The organism is Bradyrhizobium sp. 2TAF24, from assembly GCF_052115025.1.
Taxonomy (GTDB): Bacteria; Pseudomonadota; Alphaproteobacteria; order Rhizobiales; family Xanthobacteraceae; genus Bradyrhizobium_A.
The window spans coordinates 88597-101594 of sequence record NZ_JBFRFW010000007.1; the positions used below are offsets into that span (position 1 = coordinate 88597).

Consider the following 12998-nt stretch of genomic DNA (forward strand, 5'->3'; position numbering starts at 1 on the left):
ATGACGCTGTGGCGCGGCGACACGCCGCTCGTTCTCGCCTCGCAAAGCCGTTCGCGCCTGATGTTGCTGCAGCAGGCCGGGCTCGCCTGCGCCGCCATTCCCGCCGCCATCGACGAGCGGACAATCCAGCAGTCATCTGGCCTGACGTCGCCTGGCGATGTCGCGCGGCTGCTGGCGGGCGAGAAGGCGCGCGCGGTGGCGGCGTCGCAGCCCGGTCATCTGGTGATCGGCGCCGACCAGACGCTGGCGCTCGGCCAGCGCCTGTTCAACAAGCCGGCCGGACGCGCCGAGGCCTTCGATCAGCTGCAGGCGCTGGCGGGTCAGGCCCATGAGCTGCATAGTGCCGTCGCGGTGGCGCGTGATGGCGATCTGCTGTTCGAGCATGTCGCGGTGGCGCGGCTGACCATGCGCCCGCTGGCGGCGACGGCGATCTCGGCCTACCTCGATGCGGCGGGCGATGCCGTCACGACCACGGTCGGGGCCTATCAGCTTGAGAAGCTCGGCGTGCACCTGTTCGAGCGGATCGAGGGTGACCATTTCACCATTCTCGGCCTGCCGCTGCTGCCGCTGCTGGATTTCTTCCGCAGCGAAGGCGTGCTTGCGTTTTAGGCCGACGATGGCTGGCCGCTGTCGCGTGACATGAAGAGGGATTGATGCGGCTGCTCGGACTGACCGGCTCGATCGGCATGGGAAAATCGACCACAGCAAAGCTGTTCGCCGAGGCCGGCGTTCCGGTCTATGACGCCGACGCCACCGTGCACCTGATCTACCAGGGCGAGGCCGCGCCGGCGATCGAGGCCGCCTTTCCCGGCACCACCGTGGGTGGCAAGGTCGATCGCCAGAAACTGTCGGCGCGCGTGGTGCACAATCCCGATGCGATGAAGCAACTGGAGACGATCGTGCATCCCATGCTGCGCTCGCACCAGCAGGCGTTTCTCGACGCCGCCGAGCGCGCGGGTGCGCCGGTTGCCGTGCTCGACGTGCCGCTGCTGTTCGAGACCGGCGGCGATGCGCGTGTCGACGCGGTTGTGGTGGTGACCACCTCGCCGGAGGAACAACGGGCGCGGATACTGGCGCGCGGCACCATGACACCGGAGGCGCTCGACGCCATCCTGACGCGGCAGATGCCCGATGCCGAGAAGCGCAAGCGGGCGGATTTCGTGGTGGATACCTCGGACGGGATCGAGCCGGTGAGGCAGCGAATCCGGGAAATTCTCGCCGAGGTCGGTAAAATGCCGCGGCGGCGGGCCTGATTCGGCGACCCCCGAGCGGATCCTTTATCTCATGCGCGAAATCGTCCTCGATACTGAAACCACCGGCCTCGATCCGCTGCGCGGCGATCGCCTGGTGGAAATCGGCTGTGTCGAGGTGTTCAACCGCATGCCCACCGGCCAGACCTTCCATCGCTACATGAACCCCGAGCGGGACATGCCGCAGGAAGCGTTCGCGGTGCACGGCCTGTCCACCGAGTTCCTGTCCGACAAGCCGCTGTTCGCGGCCGTGGTCGACGAGTTCCTGGAGTTCATCGGTGATGCGCCGCTGGTGATCCACAACGCTTCGTTCGACATCAGCTTCATCAATGCCGAGCTCGAGCGCATCAAGCGGGTGCCGATCGGGCGCGATCGGCTGGTCGACACGTTGCTGCTGGCGCGGCGCAAGCATCCGGGCGTGTCGAACCGGCTCGATGATCTCTGCTCGCGCTACAACATCGACAATTCCCACCGCACCAAGCATGGCGCTCTGCTCGATGCCGAGCTGCTGGCCGAGGTCTATATCGATCTCGTCGGCGCCCGGCAGTCGCAGCTTCTGCTGGCCGACACCCCGCGCGCGGAGTTGCAGGCACTCACCGATGCGCCGCGGCGGCAGCGGCCGGTGCCGCTCGTCCCGCGCGTCACCGACGCCGACCGTGAGGCCCATCGCGCCTTTGTCATGACCTTCGGTGAAAAGCTGATCTGGAAGGAATTTCTGCCGGATCTCACTCCGCCGGCGGGCTGATCGTCCAGCCTCAATCAGAAAGCTCAGAAAAAAAACAGCCCGGCGCATCGCTGCCCGGGCCGTGAATATTGCACGAGAATGCCGTTCCGATCAGCTCGGACGGATCTGCTCCGCCTGACGCTCCATGTTCTGGCGGTACAGGCCGACGAAATCGACCGGGTCGAGCATCAGCGGCGGGAAGCCGCCATTGCGCACCGAGGTCGCGACGATTTCGCGGGCGAACGGGAACAGCAGCCGCGGGCACTCGATCATGATCAGCGGATGCAGGTTCTCCTGCGGCACGTTCTGGATGCGGAACACGCCGGCATAGGCGAGCTCGAAGCCGAACAGCAGGGTGCCGGCGCTTTCCGCCTTGCCCTCGATCGACAGCGTCACTTCATAGTCGTGCTCGGCGACGTTGCGGGCGCCGACATTGATCTGGATATTGATGGAGGGCTGCTGCTGCTGCGGCGCGAGCGAGACCGGCGCGTTCGGATTCTCGAACGAGAGGTCCTTGACGTATTGCGCCAGCACGTTGAGCTGCGGCGGAGGGGCGTTCTCGTTCGGTGCGCCGTTGCCGTTGGTCATACAAATTTCTCCAGACGCAGGTTCAGGCGAAGGAATATCCGGCTCGCGTGAAGGCCGCGTTCAAATAGAGGCTTCGTCCCAGGGTTCAAGCCGACGGGAATTTGGGCAAATCCGGACGCTGACACGCATCCATGCCTTCCGACCACCGCCCGGTGGCGGGAAAGCCCCCGTCCGGGCGAGTGGCTAACACAGGCCCGGCGCCTTCGACAAGGATCACGCGCGCCGATCGGCGGCCGGAGAGGTTGGCCCGGGCCGCGGGATCGTCTAGAATCCGCCGAAAATCGACGCCAGAAGGGTTACCTTGACCATCGTGACCGTATCGAGCGGAAAAGAGGTGGTTCGGGTGTCCGTGCCAAAAGGCGTCATTGGCGTGGTCGGGTTTGGCCCCTACATCAGACAATGACGTAGGGGGTGTCGATCCGGAGGCGATGCCGGCGCTTACCGGAGCGTTCTTGCAACTGGAACGATGATGCGCCGGGGCGTGTGGTCCCCAGCCGATCAGAAAGCGAATGAGACGTGGATATTTACACCATCATCTTCCTGGCGCTGGCCGTGTTCATCTTCCTTCGGCTGCGCAATGTTCTCGGCCAGCGAACCGGCAGCGAGCGCCCGCCCTATGACCGCGCCGCGCGCGACATCGCCAACGGAGCGGCCAGCGGCAATGTCGTTCCCCTGCCCGGAACCGTGATCGACCAGGCGCCGCCTGCGCCGACCGCCGCCCCTGCCATCGATCGCTGGAAAGGCGTCACCGAGCCCGGCTCGTCATTGGCCAACGGCCTCGATGCCGTGGTCTCCGCCGATCCCTCCTTCGAGCCGCAACACTTCATCGCCGGTGCCAAGAGCGCCTATGAGATGATCGTGCTGGCGTTCGCCAATGGCGACCGCCGCACGCTGAAGGACCTGCTGTCGCGCGAGGTGTATGACGGCTTCGACAATGCCATTCGCGAGCGGGAGCAGCGTGACCAGAAGACCGAGACCCGTTTCGTCGGCATCGACAAGGCGGAGCTGGTGGGGGCCGAGCTGCGCGACCGCAGCGCCCAGGTGACGGTCCGTTTCCACTCGCAGATGGTGACCGTCACCCGCGACAAGACCGGCGCGGTGGTCGATGGCAGCCCCGAAAAGGTTACCGATGTCACCGACATCTGGACCTTCGCGCGGGATACGGCGTCGCGTGATCCGAACTGGAAGCTGGTCGGCACGGAGAGCGGACATTAAGGCGCGCCGCGCAGTCCCATCTCTGCTACTGGCGTTCTGCGCGCTACCCCTGGTGGTGCCGCTGTTGAGTTCGGACTCCCAGGCGGCCCGCCGGCACCATGCGCGGCCCCAGCTTCCGAAAGTCGAATTCCCCCACCGTCCGCAGCCGGCATGGCCGCTCGAAATTCCGGGCGCTCAGTATAGCCCGGTGAGCTGGGCGGATATTCCGGGCTGGACCGAGGATGACCAGCTCGCGGCGCTGCGCAGCTTTCGCGCGAGCTGCGGACCGATCCTCGCGCCGAGCAGCCCGCCCGCGGAGGCGCAGGCGTTGGGGGGATCGCTGCGCGACCCCTGCCGGGCCGCGAAATCGGCTGCAATCACCACCAGCGCCGAGGCCCGCGCTTTCTTCGAACGCCATTTCAGCCCGGTACGGATCATGCGGCTCGGAGAGAACGAGGGCTTCGTCACCGGCTATTATGAGCCGATCGTCGAGGGCTCGCGCACGCCGACCGGTGCCTACACCATTCCGGTCTATCGCCGCCCGTCCAATCTGTTCGTGCGCGGCTTCAGCCAGGATGCGGCCAGCCTGCCGAACAAGGGGCTGGTGTTCCGCAAGATCGGCCGGCGCAAGCTCGTGCCCTACTATGACCGTGGCCAGATCGAGGACGGCGCCATCGCCGGCCGCGGCCTCGAGATCTGCTGGCTGAAGAACCAGACCGATCTGCTGTTCATCCAGATCCAGGGCTCGGCGCGGATCCGCCTCGACGACGGCTCGATGGTGCGAATCAACTACGATGCCCACAACGGCTATCCTTATACGCCGGTCGGCCGCGTCCTGATCGAGCGCAACATCATCCCGAAAGAGCAGATGTCGATGCAGCGCATCCGGCAATGGATGGAGGACAATCCGGACGGCGCCAAGGAGCTGCGGCGGCAGAACCGTTCCTATGTGTTCTTCCGCGAGGTGAAGCTGGCGGCGGATGAGGAGGCGGTCGGCGCCCAGGGCGTGCACCTGACCGCGGGCCGCTCGATCGCCGTCGACAAGGCGCTCCATGTCTATGGCACGCCGTTCTTCATCGCGGGCAACCTGCCGCTTGAGTCCGAGCAGACCAGGACGCCGTTCCGCCGTCTGATGGTGGCGCAGGACACCGGCTCCGCGATCGTCGGGCCAGCCCGCGCCGATATCTATTTTGGGGCCGGTGTCGAAGCCGGGCAGGTGTCCGGCCGGCTGCGCAACGGCGCTGAGTTCGTGATGCTGGTGCCGAACAGCCTCGCTCCGGAGGCCCGCGGCCGCGCCATGCCGCTGCCGGAGGCCCGGCCGTCGGCCAGGATCGCCAAGCTGTTTCCCCAGCAGGCCGTGCCGGCAAAACCGGAGGCACTTAAGGAAGCGCCCAAAGACACGCTTAAACCCGATGCGCCGGCGCCGGACACCGGCAAGGGCGCCATCAAGGACGCCGCCAAAACGGCGCCCACGACACCCACCGTCGGTGCGGCCGCGGACAGGCCGGCCGTGCCATTGCCGGAAGCGCGCCCTGCCGCCGCACCGGCCGAGCGCCGGCATCATGGCCGCCGGCATCATCGCCGGCCCGAGCAATGAAGCGCGTCGTGCCACCCGGGGCCGGCACGGCGGAGCCACCCGCTTCACGCCGCCGACGGGCGCTCAGCGCCGAGGAGCGCGCGCTGTGGCACGTGGTGGCGGACTCGACCAAGCCGCTGAAGAAACGGCCGCGCCTCACCCGCGTCGCGGCGCCAGAGACCACCAAGGACGCCGGGAAGACGGCGTCGGTGACGCCGCCGCCCGCCGCCGGCAAGCGCGAGATCGCGACCGCGACCGTGCCTGCGCGTCGTCCCGAGCCGCCGCCGCTGATCGGCATCGCCCGGCGCGAGCGCCTCCAGCTGTCGCGCGGGCGCAAGGACATCGACGCCCGGCTCGACCTGCATGGCATGACCCAGGCCCGCGCCCATCGCGTGCTGCTGCATTTCCTGCAGCAGGCGAGCGAAGAGGGATTGTCGTTCGTCCTCGTCATCACCGGCAAGGGCCGTGTCGGTGAAGCTTCGGAGCGCGGCGTGCTGCGCCGCCAGGTGCCGGAATGGCTGTCGCTGCCGGAGTTTCGTGGCTGCGTAGCCGGCTTCGAGGAAGCCCATGTCGGCCATGGCGGCGGTGGCGCGCTCTATGTCCGCATCCGCCGGCCGCGGCGGCGCTGACACAGGACGTTCAGAACGGCGTCACCGTGCCGACACGCGGGATCAGCGTCACGGCCCAGCCGCAGGCCCGCACCCAGCGGTTGGCGCCATCGATCGGGGCCGGCTGTTGCGCGGCGGGCAGCTGCCGGACCGCGTGCAGCAGCAGGATCATGCAGCTGCCAAAGCTCGACACCCAGCGCGCGTAGTCGAACACGGTCAGGACAATCACCAGATAGCCGAAGGTAACCAGCACGATCAGCGCAATCACCAGGCGCCGATGGGCGGGCTCGGCCAGGCCGCGCACCAGCTCGCGAAAAGTGCCGATCAACGGCGCGTGGAGCGCGATCAGCACGAGGTAGATCGGCAGGCGCCGCAGGTTGCGCGCCATGAACTGCCAGGTGTCGCGCAGCTCGTCGGCGAACGTGCGGTAGAAGATGCCGGGCATGATGCCAGTCTCGGTCGGGTCGGTCATGCGGGCGCGCAGATGCGCCTCGAACACCTCGGGTGCCACCGCCGGCGCGCCGTAAAACTGCACCAGCACGAACACGACAGCGACAGCCAGCGTCAGGCCGGCGGCCAGCGCCAGATCCGCCGCGCGAAAGCCGCGCGGCAGATGATGCCGCAGGACGACGATGGCGCCGATGGTCGGGATATAGAGCAGCAGATGCAACTGGTGGATCAGCAGCAGCACGATGGCGCCAGCAGTCGCGCCGAGCACATAGAGCACCGAGCGCGCCGGCACCAGCAGCAGCACGATCGCCAGCAGCGCGCCGTAGATGTCGTAATACCCCAGCGTCTGCACGAAATTCTTCAGGAACAGCGGCGATCCCGCGGTGAACACCAGCAGCGGCAGGGTGCTGCCGGTCAGGCCGAACGTCGTGCGGAATAGACGCAGGAACAGCACCGTGGTGACAAGCCACGGAATGGCGCCGACCACATAGGTCGCAGAGCTCGGCAGCACCGGAAAGGCAAGGCCCACCAGCGCGCCGATCAGCGATCGCTTGGCGAAGCCGAAATGATAGTCCGACAGCAACTGGGTGTAGGGCAGATCCGGATAGCTGAGAGCGCACTTGTAGACGAACAGCGCCGCGATCAGGGCGATGTTCACGGCGATCATGGCGCGCCAGGGCGCTGTCGGTGAGGTCGGCATGTCGGTCGGCAGCCCCTGCGGCGGACTGTGCCAGTCTGCCGCAGGTCGAATCCCGGATTCAATGGGCATCCTGTGAATCCGGGGCAGAACCGGCCGTCAGAGGATGAAGCGGCTGAGGTCGGTGTTCCTGGCGAGATCGCTGACATGCTTCTGCACATAGGCGGCGTCGATCCGGACGGTGTCGCCGTTGCGGTCGGGCGCCACGAACGAAATCTCGTCCAGCACCCGCTCCATCACGGTCTGCAGCCGCCGCGCGCCGATGTTCTCGACACTGGCGTTGACGGCCACCGCGACGTCGGCGAGCGCGTCGATGGCGTCGTCGGTGATCTCCAGCGTCACGCCCTCTGTCTGCATCAGCGCGACATACTGCTTGATCAGCGAGGCCTCCGGCTCGGTCAGGATGCGGCGGAAATCGTCACGGGTCAGCGCCTGCAGCTCGACCCGGATCGGCAGGCGGCCCTGCAGCTCCGGCAGCAGGTCGGAAGGCTTGGCGACATGGAAGGCGCCGGACGCAATGAACAGGATGTGGTCGGTCTTGACCTGGCCGTGCTTGGTGGTGACCGTGGTGCCCTCGATCAGCGGCAGCAGGTCGCGCTGCACGCCCTCGCGGGAAACGTCGGCGCCGACCCGACCGTCGCGGGCGCAGATCTTGTCGATCTCGTCGAGGAACACGATGCCGTTGTTCTCGACGGCCTGGATCGCTTCCAGCACCAGCTTGTCGTCGTCGAGCAGCTTGTCGGATTCCGCGTTGATCAGGATCTCGTGGGATTCGGCCACCGTCATCCGGCGCGGCTTGGTGCGGCCGCCCATCTTGCCGAAGATATCGCCGATCGAGATCGCGCCGATCTGGGCGCCGGGCATGCCGGGAATGTCGAAGGTCGGCAGCCCGCCGGAGCTCGGCACCTCGATTTCGATCTCCTTGTCGTCGAGCTCGCCGGCGCGCAGCTTGCGGCGGAACGAATCCCGCGTCGCCGCGCTGGCGTTGGCGCCGACCAGCGCATCCAGCACCCGCTCCTCGGCGGCGAGCTGGGCGCGGGCCTGCACGTCCTTGCGCTTGCGCTCGCGGGTCTGTCCGATCGCGACCTCGACAAGGTCGCGCACGATCTGCTCAACGTCGCGGCCGACATAGCCGACCTCGGTGAACTTGGTGGCCTCGACCTTGATGAACGGCGCGCCGGCGAGCTTGGCGAGCCGGCGCGAGATTTCGGTCTTGCCGACGCCGGTCGGCCCGATCATCAGGATATTCTTCGGCAGCACCTCCTCGCGCAATGCACCCGAAAGTTGCAGGCGGCGCCAACGGTTGCGCAACGCGATCGCGACCGCGCGCTTGGCGTCGGCCTGGCCGACGATGAAGCGGTCGAGTTCGGAAACGATTTCACGGGGGGAGAAGTCGGTCATAGGGTGCGTACCATCAGGAGGGCGGGGCCGTCGGGCGTGTCGACATGACGATCTCTGCGAAAACCGGCTTTTTCATAGGCGCGGATCGCACGGGCGTTGTCGGGCGCGGGATCGGTCAACATCCGCGGCGTTCCCGCCGCCAGCAGGCGGTCGGTGAAGGCGCGAATGAAGGCCGAGCCATGCCCGCGGTCGAGCATGTCGGGCTCGCCGATGAACTGGTCGATGCTGCACGTGCCGGCGGGCTGCGGGCCGAAGCTGTCGTCGAAACCGTCCTGCGGCGTATAGCATTGCAGGTAGGCGAACGGCCGGTCGCCGCGGGCCACGATCCACTGCGCCATCGCCGGCTCGTCGAGATCGGCGCTGATCAGCGCATGCTGTTCGTCGACGCCCTGCCACCAGTGCGCGACGTCAGGTGTCGCCAGCCACTGCCGGATCATCGGCAGGTCGGCGGCGGTCAGCGGCGTGAAGGTGTAGGTCATGTCGGTCATCATGCGGTCAGAGCCCGGCCTGCCAGTGCCTGACAGCGTCGACCGGGTACAGCAGCATCAGGATATTGAGCGTCAGGTTATCCCTGATGACATAGGCCGCCACCAGCTCGAACACCAGCGCCAGCGTCACCGTGAGCCACACCGGCAGCTTTGCCGCCGCAATGAAGCCGGTCAGCGCGGCCAGCGTATCCGATACCGAGTTGACGATGCTGTCGCCGAAATAGTCCAGCGAGATGGTCGCGGCGCGATAGCGCTGGATGATCATGTCGCTGTTCTCGACGATCTCCCACACGCCCTCGAGCCCGACCGCGAGCGCCAGCCGCAGCCCCAGCGGGACGCGCGGCAGCGCGAGCCACAGCACGAGGTAGAACAGGAAACCGTGGATCAGGTGCGACAGCGTGTACCAGTCGGTGATGTGCTGCGAGTTCTCCGAGCTGTTCACCACGCCGTGCCACAGCTTCACTGTGCCGCAGGCGCAGATCGGCAGCCGGCCCATGGCGTAGAGGATCATCGCCTGTGCGGCGATCAGGACGCCGGCAATCATCAGGCCATGGGTGAGCGACACCGCCGGCGCCGCCGGGCCGTGCGAGGGTGCGCCGTCGACCCTGCTCATGCGCCCAGCGTTTCGAGGGTCACGTTGCGGTTGGTGTAGACGCAGATGTCGGCGGCGATGTCGAGCGCCCGCCGCACGATGGTTTCGGCGTCCTTGTCGGTGTCGACGAGGGCCCGCGCCGCCGCCAGGGCGTAGTTGCCGCCCGAGCCGATCGCCATCACGCCGCCCTCCGGCTCGAGCACGTCGCCGGTTCCGGTCAGCACCAGCGACACGTCCTTGTCGGCGACGATCATCATCGCCTCCAGCCGGCGCAGGTAGCGGTCGGTGCGCCAGTCCTTGGCGAGTTCCACGGCGGCCCGGGTGAGCTGCCCGGGATACTGTTCCAGCTTGGCCTCCAGCCGCTCGAACAGGGTGAAGGCGTCGGCGGTGGCGCCGGCGAAGCCGCCGATGACGTCGCCCTTGCCGATCTTGCGCACCTTGCGCGCGTTGGACTTGATCACGGTCTGGCCGATCGACACCTGGCCGTCGCCGCCGATCACCACCCGTCCGCCCTTGCGGACGGTGACAATGGTGGTGCCGTGCCAGACGGGGGCGGGTTCGGAATGGCTTGCGTACATGTGCTGTCCATCGGCGTGGCCGGCCGGGACAGACGCCGGGTCTGCCCGCCGGACCGCGCAAAACTCTCAAAAAGGGGGCGCCGCCGCCGCTGCGGGCGGGGCCGGCGCTGCCCGGCGCGATCGGTCAGATTTAAGGTTCGCAGGGCAGCGTTGCAATCGCCGCAGCCGGACGGGCCGGATTCCGGTCACCATAGCCCGACGTGACGTTACTTTGGCGTCATACTGCAGTAGCGAAGGCAGCCCACGCCTGTTAAAAGGGCCCGGTTCCGGCCCCATCGGGGCCTTCAGAGATCAAGCGGGACGCTTTCAGCCATGCGCACGGCCGAGATCAAGCGCAAGACCAAGGAAACCGACGTCGCGGTCGCCGTCAATCTCGACGGCACCGGCGTTGCCACCGTGTCCACGGGCATCGGTTTCTTCGATCATATGCTGGATCTGTTGGCGCGCCATTCCCGCATCGACATCACCGTCAAGGCGGTGGGCGACCTCCATGTCGACTTCCACCACACCACCGAGGACGTTGGCATTGCGCTGGGCCAGGCGGTGAGGCAGGCGCTCGGCACCATGGCGGGGATCACCCGCTATGCAGCGGTTCACATGCCGATGGACGAGACGCTGACGCGGGTGGTCATCGACGTGTCGGGCCGGCCGATGCTGGTGTTCAAGGCTGCGTTCCCGCGCGACAAGATCGGCGAGTTCGACACCGAGCTGGTGCGCGAGTGGTTCAATGCGTTCGCCATGAACGCCGGGATCACGCTGCACGTCGAGACGTTGTATGGCGAGAACAGCCATCACATCGCCGAATCCTGTTTCAAGGGGCTCGCGCGGGCGTTGCGGGCGGCGGTGGAGATCGATCCGCGGGCGGTGGGCGAGGTGCCCTCGACCAAGGGGCAGCTCGGCGGCTAGGCCGCGATCCGCGCGATGGCGCGCGGCGCATCTTGAAAGACATCCGGAGAGTTGCATGCCGGTCTATACAGTTCATGCTCCCGTTCGGGCCGGTGTGGTGGATTCCGCCGCGACCGACCGCTTCGTGTTTGTGCGTGACGGCTTTCATCTGTGGGCGGCGCTGTTCGGCGCCCTGTGGTTCGTGGTTCACCGCCTGTGGTGGGCCCTCCTCGGCTATCTCGTCGTCGTGCTGGCACTCGTGGCCGGGCTATGGGCGCTGCGGGTCGGCTCGGATGTCCGGGTCACGGTGATGCTGCTGGTCGCGCTGCTGACGGGGTTCGAGGCCGAGAGCCTGTGGCGCTGGACGCTGTCGCGCGGCAAATGGCGCCAGCTCGATGTCGTGGTCGCCGACAACCGTGAGGCGGCGGAGCGGCGTTTCTTCGACCGCTGGGCGGCGGGCCAGACCTCCGGCGACGGCGCCACCGTCGATCGCGGCGAGCCGCCGCCGGTGCGCCCCGCGGGCGGCGCCGGCGCCAATGGTGAGATCATGGGACTGTTTCCCCAGCCCGGAGCAAGCCGGTGAGCGTCGCGATCATCGATTATGGCTCGGGCAACCTGCACTCGGCGGCGAAAGCCTTCGAGCGTGCGGCGCGCAGCCTGCCGACGCCGCCGGCCATCGTCGTCACCAGCGATCCCGACGTGGTGGCGAAGGCCGACCGCGTCGTACTGCCGGGCGTCGGCGCCTTCGCCGACTGCCGCCACGGCCTCGATGCGCTCGACGGCATGGTCGGCGCGCTGAACGAGGCGGTGCGCGCCAAGGGCCGGCCGTTCTTCGGCATCTGCGTCGGCATGCAGCTGATGGCGACCCGCGGCAAGGAATACGTCACCACCGACGGCCTCGACTGGATCGCCGGCGACGTCGAGAAGATCACGCCGGCCGACGCCGGACTGAAGATCCCGCACATGGGCTGGAACACGCTCGACGTCGCGCGGGCCCATCCGATGCTGAAAGACCTGCCGCTCGGCGACGACGGCCGGCACGCCTATTTCGTGCATTCCTATCACCTGCATGCGGCTGACGACGCCGATGTGGTGGCGCGCGCCGATTATGGCGGCCCGATCACCGCTATCGTCGCCCGTGACACCGCCTTCGGCACCCAGTTTCATCCCGAGAAGAGCCAGCGTTTCGGCCTCGCCCTGATCGGCAACTTTCTGATGTGGACACCGTGATCCTGTTTCCTGCCATCGACCTGAAGAACGGCACCTGCGTGCGCCTCGAGCAGGGCGACATGGCGCGCGCCACCGTGTTCAATACCGATCCCGCTGCCCAGGCCCGGAGTTTCGAGGCCCAGGGCTTCGAGTACCTGCATGTCGTCGATCTCGACGGTGCCTTTGCCGGCAAGCCGATGAACGCGCAGGCGGTCGACAGCATGCTGGCCGCGGTGCGCATGCCGGTACAGCTCGGCGGCGGCATCCGTGACCTCGCCACCGTCGAGGCCTGGCTGAGCAAGGGCATCGCCCGCGTCATCATCGGCACCGCAGCGGTCCGCGATCCGGAGCTGGTGAAGACCGCGGCCAGGCGCTTTCCCGGCCAGGTCGCCGTCGGCCTCGATGCGCGCGACGGCAAGGTCGCGGTCGAAGGCTGGGCAGAGACCTCGCAGGTCACCGCGCTCGATATCGCCCGCCGTTTCGAGGATGCCGGCGTCGCCGCCATCATCTTCACCGATATCGCCCGCGACGGCCTGCTCAAGGGCCTCAACCTCGACGCCACCATCGCGCTCGCCGACGCCATCGCGGTGCCGGTGATCGCGTCCGGCGGCCTCGCCTCGATCGCCGACGTCCGCGCGCTGCTCGAGCCGCGCGCGAAAAAGCTCGCGGGCGCGATCTCCGGTCGCGCGTTGTATGATGGACGGCTCGATCCGGCGGAAGCGATGGCGCTGATCCGCGCCGCGCGTCAGGCGGCCTGA

16 protein-coding genes are annotated in these 12998 nt (G+C 67.4%); 10 read left to right on the plus strand and 6 right to left on the minus strand.

Features of this window, described 5'->3' with window-relative positions:
• Genes AB4Z37_RS12920 through dnaQ form a run of 3 tightly spaced genes read left to right on the plus strand, consistent with a single transcriptional unit; the run spans nucleotide 1 to nucleotide 1995 of the window.
• Nucleotides 1-609 (plus strand): Maf family protein, encoded by a 609-nt coding sequence (locus AB4Z37_RS12920; protein WP_441517139.1) that lies wholly within the window; start codon nucleotides 1-3, stop codon nucleotides 607-609.
• Nucleotides 610-653: 44 nt separating this feature from the next.
• Nucleotides 654-1253: a dephospho-CoA kinase gene (gene coaE / locus AB4Z37_RS12925; RefSeq protein WP_441517140.1), complete on the plus strand. Its 600-nt coding sequence runs from the start codon at nucleotides 654-656 to the stop codon at nucleotides 1251-1253.
• A 19-nt stretch (nucleotides 1254-1272) separates the two neighbouring features.
• Nucleotides 1273-1995: a DNA polymerase III subunit epsilon gene (gene dnaQ, locus AB4Z37_RS12930; RefSeq protein WP_441517329.1), complete on the plus strand. Its 723-nt coding sequence runs from the start codon at nucleotides 1273-1275 to the stop codon at nucleotides 1993-1995.
• A gap of 90 nt (nucleotides 1996-2085) precedes the next feature.
• Here dnaQ and secB read toward each other — a convergent pair whose 3' ends face one another.
• Nucleotides 2086-2562, minus strand: coding sequence for a protein-export chaperone SecB (gene secB, locus AB4Z37_RS12935; protein WP_441517141.1), 477 nt, complete (start codon nucleotides 2560-2562; stop codon nucleotides 2086-2088).
• A gap of 516 nt (nucleotides 2563-3078) precedes the next feature.
• Here secB and AB4Z37_RS12940 point away from each other — a divergent pair.
• Genes AB4Z37_RS12940 through AB4Z37_RS12950 form a run of 3 tightly spaced genes read left to right on the plus strand, consistent with a single transcriptional unit; the run spans nucleotide 3079 to nucleotide 5961 of the window.
• A complete protein-coding gene (locus AB4Z37_RS12940; protein WP_441517142.1) occupies nucleotides 3079-3777 on the plus strand; it encodes a Tim44/TimA family putative adaptor protein in 699 nt (232 codons plus the stop codon).
• Nucleotides 3692-5353, plus strand: coding sequence for a murein transglycosylase A (mltA, locus tag AB4Z37_RS12945; protein WP_441517143.1), 1662 nt, complete (start codon nucleotides 3692-3694; stop codon nucleotides 5351-5353). Before AB4Z37_RS12940 ends, mltA begins: the two co-directional genes overlap by 86 nt.
• Nucleotides 5350-5961, plus strand: coding sequence for a Smr/MutS family protein (locus AB4Z37_RS12950; RefSeq protein ID WP_441517144.1), 612 nt, complete (start codon nucleotides 5350-5352; stop codon nucleotides 5959-5961). Before mltA ends, AB4Z37_RS12950 begins: the two co-directional genes overlap by 4 nt.
• A gap of 10 nt (nucleotides 5962-5971) precedes the next feature.
• Here the strand turns inward: AB4Z37_RS12950 and AB4Z37_RS12955 are convergent, their stop codons facing one another.
• The 5 genes from AB4Z37_RS12955 to hslV are packed head-to-tail and all read right to left on the minus strand — an operon-like array spanning nucleotide 5972 to nucleotide 10146.
• The gene (locus AB4Z37_RS12955; RefSeq protein WP_441517145.1) at nucleotides 5972-7159 is read right to left on the minus strand and encodes a hypothetical protein; all 1188 of its coding nucleotides are present in this window, start codon (nucleotides 7157-7159) and stop codon (nucleotides 5972-5974) included.
• 27 nt (nucleotides 7160-7186) lie between these two features.
• The gene (gene hslU / locus AB4Z37_RS12960) at nucleotides 7187-8488 is read right to left on the minus strand and encodes an ATP-dependent protease ATPase subunit HslU (protein WP_441517146.1); all 1302 of its coding nucleotides are present in this window, start codon (nucleotides 8486-8488) and stop codon (nucleotides 7187-7189) included.
• The gene (locus AB4Z37_RS12965; protein WP_441517330.1) at nucleotides 8485-8967 is read right to left on the minus strand and encodes a GNAT family N-acetyltransferase; all 483 of its coding nucleotides are present in this window, start codon (nucleotides 8965-8967) and stop codon (nucleotides 8485-8487) included. Before AB4Z37_RS12965 ends, hslU begins: the two co-directional genes overlap by 4 nt.
• 16 nt (nucleotides 8968-8983) lie before the next feature.
• Complete coding sequence (locus tag AB4Z37_RS12970; RefSeq protein WP_441517147.1) at nucleotides 8984-9589, minus strand: DUF2585 domain-containing protein; 606 nt, start codon at nucleotides 9587-9589, stop codon at nucleotides 8984-8986.
• Complete coding sequence (gene hslV, locus AB4Z37_RS12975) at nucleotides 9586-10146, minus strand: ATP-dependent protease subunit HslV (RefSeq protein WP_441517148.1); 561 nt, start codon at nucleotides 10144-10146, stop codon at nucleotides 9586-9588. Before hslV ends, AB4Z37_RS12970 begins: the two co-directional genes overlap by 4 nt.
• Nucleotides 10147-10458: 312 nt before the next feature.
• Here hslV and hisB point away from each other — a divergent pair, with 312 nt between their 5' ends.
• The 4 genes from hisB to hisA are packed head-to-tail and all read left to right on the plus strand — an operon-like array spanning nucleotide 10459 to nucleotide 12998.
• Nucleotides 10459-11052 carry an imidazoleglycerol-phosphate dehydratase HisB gene (hisB, locus tag AB4Z37_RS12980; protein ID WP_441517149.1) on the plus strand — a complete coding sequence of 198 codons (594 nt, stop codon included), beginning with the start codon at nucleotides 10459-10461 and terminating at the stop codon, nucleotides 11050-11052.
• A gap of 55 nt (nucleotides 11053-11107) precedes the next feature.
• Nucleotides 11108-11614 (plus strand): DUF2628 domain-containing protein, encoded by a 507-nt coding sequence (locus tag AB4Z37_RS12985; RefSeq protein WP_441517150.1) that lies wholly within the window; start codon nucleotides 11108-11110, stop codon nucleotides 11612-11614.
• Entirely contained in the window at nucleotides 11611-12261 is a 651-nt protein-coding gene (hisH, locus tag AB4Z37_RS12990) for an imidazole glycerol phosphate synthase subunit HisH (protein WP_441517151.1), read from the plus strand. The genes AB4Z37_RS12985 and hisH overlap by 4 nt, the downstream gene beginning before the upstream one ends.
• On the plus strand, nucleotides 12249-12998 hold the full coding sequence (hisA, locus tag AB4Z37_RS12995; RefSeq protein WP_441517152.1) for a 1-(5-phosphoribosyl)-5-[(5-phosphoribosylamino)methylideneamino]imidazole-4-carboxamide isomerase: 750 nt from the start codon (nucleotides 12249-12251) through the stop codon (nucleotides 12996-12998). Before hisH ends, hisA begins: the two co-directional genes overlap by 13 nt.